Annotated in this window: 12 protein-coding genes and 1 pseudogene; 7 read left to right on the top strand and 6 right to left on the bottom strand. The window is 35.5% G+C overall.

What is annotated here, in order from left to right; genetic code table 11:
• Nucleotides 1-43: 43 nt before the first annotated feature.
• The 3 genes from pyrE to rpoZ all read right to left on the bottom strand — a co-directional run bounded on the left by pyrE (nt 44) and on the right by rpoZ (nt 3,392).
• Nucleotides 44-622 carry an orotate phosphoribosyltransferase gene (pyrE, locus tag BWD162_RS01490; RefSeq protein WP_078705141.1) on the bottom strand — a complete coding sequence of 193 codons (579 nt, stop codon included), beginning with the start codon at nt 620-622 and terminating at the stop codon, nt 44-46.
• A 17-nt stretch (nt 623-639) separates the two neighbouring features.
• The gene (locus BWD162_RS01485) at nt 640-2,868 is read right to left on the bottom strand and encodes a RelA/SpoT family protein (protein ID WP_078705140.1); all 2,229 of its coding nucleotides are present in this window, start codon (nt 2,866-2,868) and stop codon (nt 640-642) included.
• A 125-nt stretch (nt 2,869-2,993) separates the two neighbouring features.
• The gene (gene rpoZ, locus BWD162_RS01480) at nt 2,994-3,392 is read right to left on the bottom strand and encodes a DNA-directed RNA polymerase subunit omega (protein ID WP_078663061.1); all 399 of its coding nucleotides are present in this window, start codon (nt 3,390-3,392) and stop codon (nt 2,994-2,996) included.
• 483 nt (nt 3,393-3,875) lie between these two features.
• Between rpoZ and BWD162_RS01475 the strand changes: the two genes are divergently transcribed.
• Nucleotides 3,876-4,544: a uracil-DNA glycosylase gene (locus tag BWD162_RS01475; protein ID WP_078705139.1), complete on the top strand. Its 669-nt coding sequence runs from the start codon at nt 3,876-3,878 to the stop codon at nt 4,542-4,544.
• A 46-nt stretch (nt 4,545-4,590) separates the two neighbouring features.
• Here BWD162_RS01475 and smpB read toward each other — a convergent pair whose 3' ends face one another.
• Together smpB and dapA are read right to left on the bottom strand one after the other, a co-directional pair.
• Nucleotides 4,591-5,067 carry an SsrA-binding protein SmpB gene (gene smpB / locus BWD162_RS01470; protein ID WP_078705138.1) on the bottom strand — a complete coding sequence of 159 codons (477 nt, stop codon included), beginning with the start codon at nt 5,065-5,067 and terminating at the stop codon, nt 4,591-4,593.
• 2 nt (nt 5,068-5,069) lie between these two features.
• The gene (gene dapA / locus BWD162_RS01465; RefSeq protein WP_078705137.1) at nt 5,070-5,960 is read right to left on the bottom strand and encodes a 4-hydroxy-tetrahydrodipicolinate synthase; all 891 of its coding nucleotides are present in this window, start codon (nt 5,958-5,960) and stop codon (nt 5,070-5,072) included.
• 242 nt (nt 5,961-6,202) lie between these two features.
• On the opposite strand from dapA, the gene BWD162_RS01460 reads away from it, so the two are divergent.
• Nucleotides 6,203-8,290, top strand: a complete 2,088-nt coding sequence (locus BWD162_RS01460) for a lytic transglycosylase domain-containing protein (RefSeq protein WP_078705136.1) — start codon at nt 6,203-6,205, stop codon at nt 8,288-8,290.
• A gap of 212 nt (nt 8,291-8,502) precedes the next feature.
• Here BWD162_RS01460 and BWD162_RS01455 read toward each other — a convergent pair whose 3' ends face one another.
• Nucleotides 8,503-9,288, bottom strand: a complete 786-nt coding sequence (locus BWD162_RS01455) for an energy transducer TonB family protein (RefSeq protein WP_078706107.1) — start codon at nt 9,286-9,288, stop codon at nt 8,503-8,505.
• 235 nt (nt 9,289-9,523) lie between these two features.
• Here BWD162_RS01455 and BWD162_RS01450 point away from each other — a divergent pair, with 235 nt between their 5' ends.
• The 5 genes and pseudogenes from BWD162_RS01450 to BWD162_RS01430 all read left to right on the top strand — a co-directional run bounded on the left by BWD162_RS01450 (nt 9,524) and on the right by BWD162_RS01430 (nt 15,822).
• Nucleotides 9,524-11,746, top strand: coding sequence for a TonB-dependent hemoglobin/transferrin/lactoferrin family receptor (locus BWD162_RS01450; protein WP_078705135.1), 2,223 nt, complete (start codon nt 9,524-9,526; stop codon nt 11,744-11,746).
• Between the two features lie 233 nt (nt 11,747-11,979).
• Complete coding sequence (locus tag BWD162_RS01445) at nt 11,980-13,020, top strand: hemin-degrading factor (protein ID WP_078705134.1); 1,041 nt, start codon at nt 11,980-11,982, stop codon at nt 13,018-13,020.
• Between the two features lie 16 nt (nt 13,021-13,036).
• On the top strand, nt 13,037-13,924 hold the full coding sequence (locus BWD162_RS01440; protein WP_078705133.1) for a heme/hemin ABC transporter substrate-binding protein: 888 nt from the start codon (nt 13,037-13,039) through the stop codon (nt 13,922-13,924).
• 19 nt (nt 13,925-13,943) lie between these two features.
• A pseudogene (locus BWD162_RS01435) lies at nt 13,944-15,031 on the top strand (FecCD family ABC transporter permease).
• Nucleotides 15,028-15,822, top strand: a complete 795-nt coding sequence (locus BWD162_RS01430; protein ID WP_078705132.1) for a heme ABC transporter ATP-binding protein — start codon at nt 15,028-15,030, stop codon at nt 15,820-15,822. The pseudogene BWD162_RS01435 and the gene BWD162_RS01430 overlap by 4 nt, the downstream one beginning before the upstream one ends.
• Nucleotides 15,823-16,176: the final 354 nt, after the last annotated feature.

Here is a 16,176-nt window from a genome sequence, read left to right as displayed (position 1 = left end):
TTCAATGACGTTTTTGCACAAAACAGAGCATATTTAAAAATGATTAGATATTGCGACTTCCTGGCTTAATTGCAGGAAGGGAAGCAAGCTCAGGAGGTAGTGCATCAGCGGCATAAGATGCCACTTCATATTCTGCAAGCGCAATTAACGGAACCCCAACATCAACTTTACCACCAGAACGATCAAGGATACATGCACTTGCCACAACGCTAGCTTCTGCCGTAATTAAAGCTTCAATTGTCTCACGAATAGAAAGACCAGTTGTTACAATATCTTCGATAATTACAACTCTTGCCCTTTTTTCGATTTCAAAACGACGCAATTGAAATGTGCCATTTTCACGTTCTACCCAAATAGAAGGTACACCGAGATGACGTGAAGTTTCATAAGAAGGAATAAGACCACCAATTGCAGGACCAACCACATAATCAATTTTTCCTTCAACGCAGTTCCTAATTTTTTGGGCTAAACTACAGCATAATTTTTCGGTTAGATCAGCATGCATAAATACCTTTGCTTTTTGCATATAAGTAGGACTATGGCGACCTGATGTTAAAATAAAATGCCCTTCTAGAATTGCATCTGCCTGCTTAAAAATATCAATTACATCTTGTGTATTCATTGCAAAATCTCGTATCTTTATCCGTGCACTCGACTCACCGCACTAACTGAGCCTGTTTCTTTTAACTGAGAAAGAATACGATTCAAGTGTTTTAGATCCCAAACTTCCAAATCAAGTACAATTTCCGTGAAATCTGAAGCCATACGGACCAAAGATAAATTTTGAATATTAGCATCATTTGCAAAAATAACCTGAGTTACTTTTGCCAAAGAGCCAGGACTATTAACAGCCCAAATATTTATCCGAGCAGGAAAACGTTCGCTTATTTGGGTATCAACATCCCAGCATACATCAATCCACCGTTCTGGCTGATCATCATAAGCCATCAAAGCTGAAGACTGTATTGGATAAATAACAATACCCGCACCCGGTTGCATAATACCAACAATTCGATCCCCTGGTACAGCTCCTTCAGGAGAAAATCGTACTGGAATATCCCCACTAATTCCTCGAATAGGTAGTGCTTTGTATTGATCTTTCTTTTCTGAAGTTCCTTCCTTTTCATTTTCAAGCATTTTAAAGGCTGTGCTTTGAGAGTTTTCAATATTAAACCGACCCTTTTCTTCAGATTTTAAAAACGACCTATGCACAACATTGTGATCTTGATAATCTGGATAAACTGCTTTAACTACATCAGCATAAGGTAATTCACCACGCCCAACAGCTGTTAATACATCTTCCACATCCTTGCGTGCCAAACGTGGCAGAACTTGTTTAAGCATATCTTTTGAAAATTGTTTTCCCATACATTCAAACGAACGTTCAAGAATAGTATAACCTAAACCTGAATATTGCTTACGTACTGCTGCACGTGTTGCCCGACGAATCGCGGAACGTGCTTTTCCTGTTACAACAAAAGATTCCCACGCTACCGGTGGGATTTGAGCTTGTGAACGTATAATATCAACTTCATCACCGTTTTTTAATTTGGTCATCAAAGGCATAATACGACCATTGATTTTCACTCCCACACAAGAATCACCAATATCGGTATGAACTGCATAAGCAAAATCAATAGCTGTAGCACCTTTTGGAAAGGCAATTAACCGCCCTTTTGGTGTAAAGCAGAAAACCTGATCTTGAAAAAGCTCAAGCTTTGTATGCTCTAAAAACTCTTCCGGATTATCTCCATCTGATAAAGATTGAATTGTTTGACGTAACCACGCATAAGCATTAGTTTCTCGCGACAATTTCGAGACTGAATAATTAGAACCATAATCTTTATAAATGGAATGTGCTGCCACACCATATTCAGCAATTGTATTCATCGCATTGGTTCTAATTTGCAATTCAACACGTTGCCTTGAAGGTCCTACAATTGTTGTATGAATTGAACGATATTCATTTTGCTTAGGTATAGAAATATAATCTTTAAAACGACCAGGTACCATTGGCCATGTAGTATGGATAATACCAAGAGCACGGTAACAATCATCTACTGTTTCAACAATCACACGAAATCCAAAAATATCAGACAATTGCTCAAAAGATAATGCCTTGCTTTCCATTTTGCGAAAAATTGAATAAGATTTTTTCCGACGGCTTTTAACATCAACTTTAATACCATGCTGAGAAAAAAGTCTTGTCAATTCGTTTTCGATTGTAGAGAGTAAATCCCGATTACACTTCGATAATTCAGAAATTCTGTCAGTAATAATACGGTAACCTTCTGGATTTAAATAAAAAAAAGAAAGATCTTCTAACTCTTCGCGCATATCCTGCATACCCATACGGCCAGCAAGCGGTGCGTAAATATCCATCGTCTCCTCAGCAATCCACCGACGCTTATCATCACGCATAACACTAAGAGTGCGCATATTATGAAGGCGATCTGCAAGTTTGACTAAAAGAATACGGACATCATCAGAAATAGCAATAAGAAGCTTACGAAGATTTTCTGCCTGCACTGCCTTTTTCGAGACAAAATCAAACTTATTAAGCTTTGTCAGCCCTTCAACTAACTTACCAATTTCAGATCCAAAAAGCTGATCAATTTCTGTTCGTGTAGCACTTGTATCTTCAATTGTATCATGTAAAAGAGCAACAGCAATGGTTGCTTCATCTAAATGCATATCCGTTAAAATAGTAGCAACTTCTAAAGGATGAGAAAAATAAAGATCACCTGAAGCACGCTTTTGATGCCCATGCTTTTCCATTGCATAAACGTAGGCTTTATTCAATAAAGCCTCATTTACATCAGGCTTGTAATGTCGCACCCGCTCAATAAGCTCATGCTGACGCAGCATATAGGCATATCCTCAGAAACTTCATAACTTAAATATTATTGAATATTCTATCAATAAAAGATCTAAAAATAAAATATGCACTCTCGAATAAAGTATATATAATACTTTCTCAATAAACTACAAAATTAATAATCGTCGTTTTTCTCAGGTACAACTAAGCCTTCAATACCTGCTAAAAGCCCCTCTTCCGATATACAATCAAATGAACATTTTTCCTCTTCCTGTGATGTACTAAAAGCACTTTCAGATTCGCTGGAGTGAGAAATAAATTCATTAACCGTTTCCGGCTCATCCACTTCCACATGTTTCTGCAATGAATGAATAAGATCTTCTTTTAAATCTGCAGGTGATAAAGTTTCATCTGCTATTTCACGTAGAGCTACAACTGGATTTTTATCATTATCACGATCAACTGTAATCTGTGCACCTTGCGAAATCTGGCGCGCTCGATGCCCGGCTAAAAGCACCAATTCAAAACGATTATCAACTTTATCAATACAATCCTCAACCGTTACGCGGGCCATTTACGCCCCTTTCTTAAAGTTTAAAATCCAACATTTAATTTGGAGTATATACAATAACCAAAACAAAAAACAAGAAAAACAATACAAGTTTTAGCATTTTTGCAGAAATTTCTTGATAAGATAAAAGAACACAATCAACTAAGTTTAAGTGACTAATAGCACTCTTAAAAAAACAAATTGAACGATATTAGTTTCAAACGCAATAACAACCCTCCCTATTAACGTAACGAATCTCTTTTGGCTTCTAAGGCATTGAAATTATATAATTATTCAAATTTCTTAGAAATCTTTTTGAATTACAATGCTGTAATGTATTATTTATAATTGTATTGTTCTAAAATGAAAACTTTGAATTTATTCAAATTGTGCCAATTAACACTTTAGTTATCAAACAAATTATTAAGTTATTTACAAAAATAATATCTGCCGTATACCCAAAAAATAACTCAAAAATTTTTATAAAGATGATTAATACCTATAACCATGAATAGTCAATTAACGACATTTTGCCCAGAACCACCGCAAAATTGCGATTTATGCCCCCGTTTACACGACTTTATCTCCGGCTGGCGTATAAAAGAACCCCAGTGGCACAATGCGCCTGTGAGCCCATTCTTTCCCTCTAAAGGTGCTGCAACAACACGTCTTCTTATTGTCGGGCTTGCCCCTGGATTGCGTGGAGCAAATCGAACTGGGCGCCCTTTTACTGGTGATTATGCTGGCCTACTGCTTTACTCTACTTTAAAAAAATTCGGTTTTGCTCAAGGAACTTTTGAAGAAAGACCTGATGATAGTCTTGAATTAATTGATGCAGCAATTGTTAACTCAGTTCGTTGTGTACCCCCAGAAAATAAACCTACCAGCACAGAAATTAATACTTGCCGATATTTTTTCGCGCCTCTTTTAACAAATCTTCCTCAACTCAAAGCCGTTATTACCCTTGGCGCCATTGCTCATCATTCAACCATACGTGCTTTAAATGCAAAAGTCCCAGAACATCCTTTCGGTCACGGAGCAATAAACAATATTGGTAGATTACGCATCTTCTCAAGCTATCACTGTTCCCGCTATAATACTAATACTAACCGTTTGACAGATGCTATGTTTCATCAAATCTTTCAAACAGCGAAAACATATTTAGATCAATGCTGAAATTCCTTTAGTATTATTATAAAAAAGAAAATACAAACCAACCAAACTATCCGTACTTTTTCAACAATCTCGCTTTTTCACGTCCCCAATCACGTTTTTTTTCTGTTTCACGCTTATCATGAAGCTTTTTACCCCGCGCTACAGCAATCTCTAACTTCACACATCCTTTTTCATTAAAATAAAGTTGAAGTGGAACAATGGTCATCCCTTCACGAGAAACTGCATTAAAAAAACGTGCCATTTCGCGCTTTGAAAGCAATAACTTACGTAAACGACGTGGTTCATGATTAAAACGATTAGCTTGCATATATTCAGGAATGTAAGCATTGATCAACCATAACTCTCCATTTTCAAAGCTAGCATAACTTTCAGAAATATTAGCATTATTGGAACGCAAAGATTTAACTTCAGTTCCATGAAGCACAAGTCCAGCTTCAAGATTATCTAAAACTTCAAAATTAAAACGCGCTTTACGATTATGAGCAATTACTGTACGCGTCAATGCATTTTTTTTCCTGTTCATGGTTATTTCAATTCTTGGATGAGGCCAGCATGCTGTAAAGCCGCATCGATAATTCTTTTTGTAGTATCTTCTAATGGAACAATCGGTAAACGAACAGTATCACGACAAAGTCCTAATTTTGCAGCAGCATATTTAATACCTGCTGGATTCGGTTCAATAAAAACTCCATAATTTAGAGGCATTAAACGATCGTTTAACTCTAATGCCATCTTATAATCACCACGACGACAAGCAGCTTGAAGTTGTGCACAAAGTTTTGGAGCAACATTGGATGAAACTGAAATACATCCCATACCGCCGTGTACATTAAAACCCAATGCTGTACTATCATCACCGGAAAATTGAAGAAAGTCTTCACCACATTCTTTGCGTTGCTGACTTACCCGTTCAATGTCTCCTGTCGCATCCTTGATACCAATAATATTGTTAAAATCCTGATATAGACTTTTCATGGTTTCTATAGTCATATCAACAATAGAACGACCAGGAATATTATAAATTACAATCGGAATAGAAATAGCTTTCGCAATAGCAGCAAAATGAGCGTATAATCCTCTTTGATTAGGTTTATTATAATAAGGAGTTACAACCAAAACTGCATCAGCACCTGTTTTTTCTGCATGTTGTGCAAGCTCTACAGCCTCATCTGTACTATTTGACCCTGCCCCTGCAATAACAGGAATACGCTTAGCAACCTGCTCAACACATAACTCTACAACTCGTTTATGTTCCTCATGGCTTAAAGTTGGTGACTCGCCCGTTGTTCCAACCGGAACCACACCATTAATACCTTGTGTAACCTGCCACTCGACAAAATTGCAAAACGTTCTTTCATCGACATCACCATTTTCATCAAATGGTGTGATAAGTGCAGTCAGCGCTCCCTCGAGCATAATAAACTCCTCGTAATTTAAGTTTCACTTAAAAAACAACTATCTTTTAAATTACTTATTATAGAGCATAGTCTTGCTATATAATTGAAACAAGAAGAATTCCATAAATGCTTTCACAATGTTAATATATTACTTTTTTCAATTTGGAATATTTCTTAAAAATACTATAATCCATTAACGTGCCTTTCACGCTTTTTGTTTTAAAGTTTATAAAATGCTTAAAAAGCAAAATCTTAAGATCGATGCGTACATTTCTTGTTCACTTTTTCATACCAATTTTTATTACATTAATATTGGCAATTTTGTGCTCAAATGTGTTTGCTCAAAAAGTTCTGCTACCTAAAAAATTACCAATCCCTTTAGCTCGACCTTACTCATTTGCAATAACAGAGAAACCCAAGAACCCACTTCAATCGATTGACAATAACCTTACAACTAACGATATCATTTCAGTCAACCAACTTAAATTAGGTTTAGATGCCCTTTCAAATAAAAATATTGCAAAAACGATAGCTCTTCGTAATGCAATGGCGAAAAATAGCCTTGACCGCCATATTTTAACATGGGCAATCAGCACATCAAATTATACTGATATACCTAGCTCTGAATTATTTAATGCAATTAATGAATTAAAAGGGTGGCCTGGCATAACCATTATGAAACGTAATGCTGAACGTGCTTTTACCAATGAAACCAATTCCCCACAAATAATCATTCAAAAATTTGCTCACACCCACCCCCTTACAGTACAAGGTATGGCTGCACTTACTAGAGCACTTATAGCAACTGGGAAAACCGCACGTGCACGACAAATTATTGCACCATGGTGGTATAAAGCACAACTTAATGCAAAAGAAGAAGAGCTTATCCTTAAAAACGTAGGTACTACATTAAAACCTATTGACCATCTGAAACGCATGCAGATTATGCTTTATGAAAATCGTATTGATTCAGCTGGACGAATCGCAACACTAGCTCGTGCTCAATCCCTTTTTAATGCCTTTGCTGCAGTTACAAATAATGACCCTAGAGCTGCACAAAAATTACAAGCTGTTGATCAATCTTGGAAACAAGATCCTCTCTTACAATTTGCTCATATTCGCTATCTTAGACGAACTGGACAATATAGTGCTGCAGCAACACTTATGATGAAAGCACCCCGAGATGCAGCAAGTCTTATCAACCCTAATATATGGTGGATAGAACGGCGCACTATTTCCCGCGAAATGCTTGACTTAAATAAACCTAAAATTGCTTACCAACTCGTTGCAACTCACATCGGTTTAACACCTTTATTAGCAGCTGATGCTGAATTTCATGCAGGGTGGTACGCATTGAGATTTCTTCACGATCCTAAATTAGCAATGCGTCATTTCACGCGTATTCCTCAGTTATCTCCTCATCATTTTTCAAAATCCCGCGGTTATTATTGGATGGGACGAACAGCAGAAATTTTAGGCGACCATGAAAATGCTCGACATTATTTTCGTCGTGCTGCCCATTTTAATATAACTTATTATGGTCAATTAGCAGCTTCACGACTTAATCAAAAAAAGCTTAACATTTCCTTTCCTAAACCAACAACTGCTGAACGGCAACGTTTTAGCACACGAAAAGCTGTGAAAATTATTCAACGACTTGAAGCTACTGGATATGCTAATCTTGCTAATATTTTTTATAGAGAACTTAGTAAAGAAATAGAAAGCCCTGGCGAATTAGCCCTTTTGGCCGTTATGGCAGAAAAAAAGGGTGATTATCACACCAGTCTTAAAATAGGTAAAACTGCTGTTCTTCAAGGTAAAAATGTCGGTGCACTATCCCACCCTATCGGGGCCATTCCACCATCTGCTAACATTTCTGCAGCAGAAAAAGCTCTTGTCTATGCTATTGCACGCCAAGAAAGCGAATTTAACCCAACAGCTACATCAAAAGCGGGAGCCCAAGGTATGCTCCAATTACTACCAACAACAGCAAAAGAACTTGCAAATAAATATTCCATTGCGTGGTCACCGCAAAAATTTAGAAATGACCCTAGTTATAATACTACATTAGGTGCTCATTTTCTAGGTGAACAATTGGAACGTTTTAACGGGTCTTATATATTAACTTGTATCGGTTATAATGCAGGGCCTCGTCGTGTAAATGAGTGGATAGCACGTTACGGCGACCCTAGAGGACAATCTCTCGATAAAGTTGTCGATTGGGTTGAGCGAATCCCTTATCCAGAAACACGTAACTATGTAATGCGTGTTATGGAAAATTATGTAGTTTACAAAACCCGTTTTAATGAAATAACAGATATTAAAACACACCTTATCACTGGACACTGAAGATCATAAATTTAATTCATTTAAAGAAAAGTCTTTTGCTATTATTTATTTCATAAATTACAGTGTCATAATAATTTTTAAAATATACATCATAAAAACTGATTCAAAAATCTAATATAATAAAATCTATTTGTTTTGAATGAATATCGATAAATTTTAATCTAATTTTTTATAAAAAGATATGTTCTGTTCACTAATAAAACTGTGTAAAATCAGTTAAATATTAAAGATATTCTAATAATCTTATTCTCTTTTGAAAGTGGTGGTGGAGGAAGAATACCAACACGCTGAAGTGCTGCCATGGCTAATCGATCAAGTTCCTGATCATTAGAAGAAAGTGCAATACGGCTAGAAAAAATATTTCCCTGTTTATGCACCTTAAATTCTAATTGCACTACCCCTTTTGCATGAGTAGTACGGTGCCTCATAACATAATTTTTTTGCCTTTCTAATTGTGCTTGTACCTTCGCCAACCACTGCATAGATAATGCATCATCAAGCTTCGTATTATTATCCTTACCAACAGAAAGCGAATGTACTGATTTTGCATTACTTTGCTTTGCTACAGTTTTTGACACTGATAATGCTTTCCTGACAAGTGCTTTATGTTCCATTTTAGAAGTCTGAGATTTTTTAAAAGCTTTTTGTACCATAAAATCATTTTCTTCTATGATCGGCTGGGATTCTTGTGAGGATTGAATCTCTTCCGAAAATTGAGATCCTATCGATTGGACCTCATTGAGTGCTGACTCTGATATTTTTTGTTCTTGCTCTGAAAAACTAGACTGCAATATTTCCAAATCCGTATTAGTGTTAATGTTAGAGTGTGAGATTTCTTGTGCAAAAGTCAGCATAATCGTTGGTGGAAGAAATACACTATCGCTCATATTAACATTTTGAAAATAAAATCGTATTCCCAATGCAGCATGTAAAGAAAGAGCGCTCATAAATGCCCCCACCCAAAGGATTGATAACCGCCCAGTATTTGTAAAATTCATAATCTTCATCCATCAGCATTCTACATTAAATTAATACTAAATTGTATTAAAATTGATCCTTTTCAAATTACAACTTTTTCTTGACGCTTTTTATCATGTTTAATATATTACTTTCATTTCATATTGGGATCACTATTACTTTTTTAACTAATCTTTGTGGTTGGGGAGCAGGGTTTTTGTAGTGTGAAATATTTTAAAATTACGGGGCATTTAAGAGAAATTTTAACGGTGTCTTATGCAAATAAAACCAAAAAGCATTTATAAAAGTTGTATAGCTTTAAGCGTATTATCAATCTGGATACCTTCTTTCGTTTTTGCACAAAATAGTAATATTATTCTTTTACAAAACAGTGATCCGAACACCGTAATTGAACTCAATCCAATTGTGATTGAAAAAAGAAAAACAGTAAATCCTCTGGATACAGTAACAATTTTAACCGACCGTGAAACTGCTCGAGATATTGAACAAAAACAAATAAATGATATTCATGATATTGGACGTCTCAATCCAGCTATAACCTATAATTCAAATAATGATAGTTTCGTGATTCGTGGTTTAAGTGCTAATCGTGTTCTTGTGACAATAGATGGCATTCCACTTCCGTGGCTTAATGATGGGGTACGCGGTATTAAGGGTGGAAGTTCAATGTTTGACCTTAATTCCCTTTCTACACTTGATATTATTAGAGGATCAGATTCTAGCCGTTATGGCTCTGAAGCACTAAGTGGAATTGTTGCTTTACGTACCCTTGATCCTGAAGATCTTCTCACAGAAGAGAAAAATTGGGGTAGTCTTACAAAGGGTAGTTATAATTCTGCTGATAATAGTTGGCATATAGATGAAGCCTTTGCAGTACGAGCTTACCAAACCTTTCTACTTTTCCAAGGATCTCGTGTAGGAGGTCATGAACGTAAAAATATGGGAACTGTAGATACTTACGGAAGTGAGCGTACACGTGCAAATCCTGCTGATTTTGATCAAAATAATCTACTTTTTAAAATGTATCAATATTTTAATAGCGACCATAAAATTGGTTTTACAGCAGGACGTTTTTATCATAATAAAGACACTCATTCATTGAATGCTTCCTCTACAACATATTCTCCAGGCTCAGTTTATGATAAGAATAATAAATACCGTGAGCGTTTTTCGATTTCCTACGATTATAGTGGTAATGGAGACACTGTTTTTGATGCATTTCATGGGCAACTTTATTGGCAGAAACTATCAAATAACCAAGTTTTAAAAGGATATCGTATAAAACCACCACAAGGGGACTATTTAAGAGATAACCTTATACGTAATATTAATTATGGCTTTAATGCCGATAGTTTCAAAAAAATCGATATAGGCGCTATTAGTCATACATTGAAATTTTCTACTGGCATCTTTGCATCCAAACTTCATCAATATGCGTCTGGTCAAGATAATTGTCACTTGAGAGAGAATGCGCATGGATGTGCTTTTTTACATACCAATCAATCTGATACACCAGATACTCATAGCCATGGTTTTAGTTTAGCTTTTGAAGATGCAATTGGTTTTTCTAATAACCATGTTCGCGTTATACCTGGAATCCGCTACGACTGGTATAAACACGTCCCGCAGAAAACGCCTTCTTATAAAAAAACAATCATTTCTAAAGAACAGCTTACAGAAAATGGCGGTTCGCATTTTTCTCCCAAATTGCGTATAGAATGGGATGCTAATGATCAAGTGACATTTTATGGCCAGTGGGCACAAGCTTTCCGTGCACCAAGTGTTTCCGAACTCTACGTCACCTATATCAATCCTTCTTTTTATTACATGGCTGGCAATCCAAATCTTAAACCAGAAATCAGTAATGGATATGATATTGGTATAAAATACGGAAATGTAAATTTTGACGGTTCTATCAGCGTCTTCACCAATCAATATAAAAATTTTATTGATATTATAGATAAAGGACCATCACGAGAATTTAGGTTAGCGCGCAAGCATTACATAAATCGTGCTCATGTTCGTATCTCTGGTATTGAAGCTAAAGCATATTTAGCTCTTAATCAAAATTTTCATAGTAATTTTTCCTTTGCATACGCACAAGGAAAAGATCTTGATAAAAATGAATATCTTAATTCAATCCCAGCTTTAAAAGCCGTTATAGGATTTGGGTATGCACAAGAGACGTGGGGAGCTGATATTATGCTCACTTTAGCCGCTAAACGTGATAAAGTAGAAAAGAATTCCGATTATGCAAAAACTCCAAGTTATAATTTAGTTGATGTGTTAGGGTGGTGGGAACCTTTTGGTGAAAAAGGCCCTATTATAAGAGTTGGTGTTTATAATCTTTTCAATAAAAAATATTGGAATGCAACTGATCTTCCCTCTGCTTCACATAGCGGTGTAGCACCACCACCTAAAGATTATTTCAGTCAGCCAGGTCGTAACTTTAAGGTATCGCTTGTGCAAAAATTTTAACTATTTCTATTAGAAATTCTAAAAATCATATTAAAAAGGAGAAGTATTGCGTTTTAGTTTCTATTTTCCTTAAAAAAATTGAGACAAGCGCTTTTAATGTTTCTAATTTACCAAGTTTTGGTTGTTCTATTATCGATAATAAAGATTTGTTTGATGGTAAGCTGAACTATTGCAAAGCTATAGTTCAGCTTATCGTTTTAAGATTATAAAATTAGGTAACTCAAGGAGAATTTATGTCTTATACAGCTGAAGAGATCATTAGATTGCGAGAAAAAAAAGAAATGCGTAATCGTGATTTTGCTACTTCGATTGGTATATCTGAAGCAGAGCTTATTGCTGCTTATTGTGCTACTGAAAAAGCAAAAAAATTAAATACTGATGTGACTACTCTCCTTGAAAACGCTCCTAAAATTGGAACAGTTATGGCATTAACACGTAATGAATATGCTGTTCACGAAAAAATAGGATGTTTTGAAAAAATTGTGCAAAATCAACATGTTCCTATAACACTTGGTGAAATTGACTTGCGTATTTTTCCAAAACAATGGAAATTTGGTTTTGAATATGAAATGCTTATTTCTGGAAAACCCACTAAAAGTTTGCAATTTTTCGATCAATCCGGTGTTGCTATCTTCAAAATCTATTCTAAAGATACAACAAATATGGAGGAATGGAATATACTTGTTAGAAAACTTCTTAGTGAAGACCAGTTACCTAATCTTGAAATTCACCCCTCTCCTACCCCCACACAACATGATACAGCAGATATAAATATCGAAAAATTCCGCAATCGTTGGCGACAAATGACTGATGTACATCAGCTTCATGAAATTATTTCGGAATTTAAAATCAATCGACATGATGCTGTAAAATATGCTGGTAACGAATTTGCTGATGAATTAAATATAGAATCTCTTGAAATGATGCTAAACAAAATCGCACAACAAAAAATACCAATTATGTGTTTTGTTGGCAATAAAGGATGTATTCAAATTTTTAGTGGACAAATTAAAAATATTAAACAAATAGGCCCTTGGCTTAATATTCTTGATGAAAAATTTAACCTTCATATACTCGTTTCTGGTGTCGATAAAATATGGCGTGTTCGTAAACCTACTCGTGATGGCTATGTCAGTTCATTGGAAGTTTTTGATAAAAATGGTGAAATGATTGTTCAATTTTTTGGTATAAGAAAAGAAGGTCAAAAAGAACGTGAAGATTGGCGTTTTTTATTGAATGATTTTCCTCCTATACTAAAAACAGCAATTACTTAAAAAGGTAAGATAAGAAATGTTCACACTTTTTTTGCGCAGATTATCAAACCTTATTTTTATTTCCATTTTATTTTATTTTATTTCTTTTTCCCACCAAGCAATTGCTGAACTTACAACCAGTTTTCCTAAAAATGCACGAATTGTTTCTATTGGTGGATCTCTCACAGAAATTGTCTATGCATTAGGAGCCCAAGATCAGCTTGTTGCCCGCGATAGCACAAGCATATACCCCCAAGAAGCACTCAAACTTCCTGAACTTGGATATATGCGAGCTCTTTCTCCGGAAGGAGTTTTATCGCTCACCCCAGAAGGTATATTGCTGATTGAAGGAAGTGGTCCTCCCTTAACAATTGACATTCTCAAAAAAACGTCAATACCGTTAGTGATTGTACCAGAAAACTTTTCTAGCGAAAATGTAATAGAAAAAATTCGCCTTGTTGGCAAAGCACTGCATCGAGAAACACAGGCAGCTGCATTGATTAAAAAAATAAATCGTAGTTTTATGGATAATAATGTGCTTTTGGCAAAAGTAACTAAACAAAAACGCGTTCTTGTTATTCTTTCAATGCAAAATGGGCGTATCATGGTATCTGGAACAAATACAGCTGCCGATGGCATGATAAAACTTTCAGGTGGTATTAACGCTATCTCTAGTTATAAAGGATATAAACCTTTAAATAATGAAGCTTTATTAAAAGCAAACCCTGACGTTATCTTACTTATGACGCATCCTAAAAATTCATCCCAAATTGATCAAGTTTTAACTATACCAGCGATTCAAGCTACACCTGCAGCACAAAATAATGCTGTTAAACAAATAGATGCTATGTATTTTTTAAGTTTTGGTCCACGTACTGCAGAGGCATCAAAAGAACTGATTAATTTGCTTTATAGTGAGAACTAAAATGTAAGAGCTAATAAAAATGATCAATAGCATCTCAAAAGCACAAATGCTTGAAATAAAAGAAGAAAGACATGCAACCCGAGGAAAAATTGCATTATTAAGTCTAATAATATTCCTTATTTTTAGCATTTTAGTAGGGCTATTAAACGGTGCATCAAATGTTTCTTTTATTAATCTTATTCATGCGATTCTTACACAAGATTTTTCAGTAAGCAGTAAAACTCATGATTACCTTGTGTTTATTGACATAAGATTTCCCCGTATTATCTTGGGTTTATTAGTTGGTTCAGCTTTAGCTGTTTCTGGTGTTCTCATGCAAGGAATTTTCCGTAATCCCCTTGCTGATCCTGGAGTTGTAGGTGTATCAGCAGGTGCAAGTCTTGGTGCTGTTTTAGCAATTGTTGTCGGTGTTACTTTCCCCCCCTATTTTTACCTTTTCTAGAGTCTTATAAAGTCATTATAAGCGCTTTTTTAGGTGGACTTCTATCAACAATAACTCTCTATGCAATTGCAACACGTCATAATTGTACTTCTATTGCAACAATGCTTCTTGCAGGAATTGCTCTCAGCGCTTTAAATAGTGCTATTGTTGGAGCTTTAATCTTTATCGCAAACGACCAGCAATTGCGTGATATTACTTTTTGGAACCTTGGATCCCTTGCGGGTGCGACATGGTTAAAAGTTGGGTTTATTTTACCTTTTGTCGGAATTGGTCTCTTTTTTTCTCCGTTTTTATCACGCGCACTGAATGCTTTGTCTCTTGGAGAATCTGTTGCTAGTCATATTGGTTTTCATATTCAAAAAGTTAAAAATATTTCTATTTTACTTGTTGCTCTCATGTGCGGTGGTGCAGTTGCTGTCAGCGGTAGCATTAGTTTTATTGGTATTGTAGTTCCGCACATTTTACGCCTGCTTATTGGGCCTGATCATCGCTATCTTATTCCCTGTTCTACTCTTTTAGGAGCAGCTCTGATCATTTCTGCTGATACATTTGCGCGCTTTATCATTGCCCCTGCAGAATTACCAATTGGAATTGTTACAGCACTTTTTGGAGCACCCTTTTTTCTTTGGATTCTTATACATCAACGGGGGACAAACGTTTTATGATTGAAGCAATTAACATTTGCATTCAACGTGGAAAAACATACATTATCGATCACATTAATCTCCAAATTAAAAGTGGTACTTTCACTGTTATTATTGGTCCAAATGGATCTGGAAAAAGCACTTTCATTAAAGCATTGAGTGGAGAGATTCCCTACAGAGGCAAAATAACATTGAATGGTCACGATATTACCAAGACAAAAACTTGTAAAATGGCAATGATGCGTGCAGTTCTACCACAATCAACAACACTAGCTTTTCCATTTTTAGTTCATGAAGTGGTAAAACTCGGCCTTTCTGTTCACCAACATAATATAACAAAAACAGAATTGAAAATTTTACCTAAAAAAGCTCTAGAACGTGTTGGTCTAGCTAATTATAGTGACCGATATTATCATGAATTATCAGGTGGAGAACAAGCTAGAGTACAACTTGCCCGTGTACTTTGCCAAGTATGGATACCTGTTTATAATAAAACCCCTCGTTGGCTAATATTAGATGAGCCCATTGCCAACCTTGATATCCAACATCAACTCATTGTTATGAATATCGCTCAAAATTTTGCTCGTTGTGGTGGTGGTGTTCTTGCTGTCTTACATGATCTTAATCTGGCTGCCTGCTATGCAGATAAAATGATATTGTTCAGTCAGGGGAAAATTCATTGTGAAGGAAACGTTTCCTTTGTTTTAACGACGCAAAATTTGCGTGACGTTTATCATTGTCCTTTAAGCGTTTCTACATTACCTAAAGCAGACATTCCCTTTATATTACCACAGACAGCAACTTACTTATAAGTATGAAATAGTGTATTTTCTGATATCTTTGATTAAATGGAAAAATTAAAGCACAAATCCCATAATATACTGTTTTTTTATGTTTTAATGGCTATGAGCTTCATAATAAACTTAGAACATAAAGCTTTCTAACTTATCTTAAAAAAAGACACCACATCTGTTTGTAAAGAGTAATATTTTATAATAAAAACTGATAAAAAAGAGCTAATCTCAAATAGCTGTTTTGTCAATTTGACATAAATAAATTATAATATTTGAAGCCATCCTAATTAACATGAGGCCTTTATCATTAGAAGAGGTAAAAAATTGATTACGCAAAATTTTTGTAAATTATCTGATAAAACCTATACTAGG

This window comes from Bartonella sp. WD16.2, from assembly GCF_002022505.1.
In the GTDB taxonomy this organism is placed as follows: domain Bacteria; phylum Pseudomonadota; class Alphaproteobacteria; order Rhizobiales; family Rhizobiaceae; genus Bartonella.
This window is presented reverse-complemented; position numbering and strand designations above follow the sequence as displayed.

Bases quoted from the DNA above. Each gene is read 5' to 3' on its own strand.
- pyrE (WP_078705141.1), bottom strand. From the start codon at position 622: ATGAATACACAAGATGTAATTGATATTTTTAAGCAGGCAGATGCAATT.
- BWD162_RS01485 (WP_078705140.1), bottom strand. From the start codon at position 2,868: ATGCTGCGTCAGCATGAGCTTATTGAGCGGGTGCGACATTACAAGCCT.
- rpoZ (WP_078663061.1), bottom strand. From the start codon at position 3,392: ATGGCCCGCGTAACGGTTGAGGATTGTATTGATAAAGTTGATAATCGT.
- BWD162_RS01475 (WP_078705139.1), top strand. From the start codon at position 3,876: ATGAATAGTCAATTAACGACATTTTGCCCAGAACCACCGCAAAATTGC.
- smpB (WP_078705138.1), bottom strand. From the start codon at position 5,067: ATGAACAGGAAAAAAAATGCATTGACGCGTACAGTAATTGCTCATAAT.
- dapA (WP_078705137.1), bottom strand. From the start codon at position 5,960: ATGCTCGAGGGAGCGCTGACTGCACTTATCACACCATTTGATGAAAAT.
- BWD162_RS01460 (WP_078705136.1), top strand. From the start codon at position 6,203: ATGCGTACATTTCTTGTTCACTTTTTCATACCAATTTTTATTACATTA.
- BWD162_RS01455 (WP_078706107.1), bottom strand. From the start codon at position 9,288: ATGAATTTTACAAATACTGGGCGGTTATCAATCCTTTGGGTGGGGGCA.
- BWD162_RS01450 (WP_078705135.1), top strand. From the start codon at position 9,524: ATGCAAATAAAACCAAAAAGCATTTATAAAAGTTGTATAGCTTTAAGC.
- BWD162_RS01445 (WP_078705134.1), top strand. From the start codon at position 11,980: ATGTCTTATACAGCTGAAGAGATCATTAGATTGCGAGAAAAAAAAGAA.
- BWD162_RS01440 (WP_078705133.1), top strand. From the start codon at position 13,037: ATGTTCACACTTTTTTTGCGCAGATTATCAAACCTTATTTTTATTTCC.
- BWD162_RS01430 (WP_078705132.1), top strand. From the start codon at position 15,028: ATGATTGAAGCAATTAACATTTGCATTCAACGTGGAAAAACATACATT.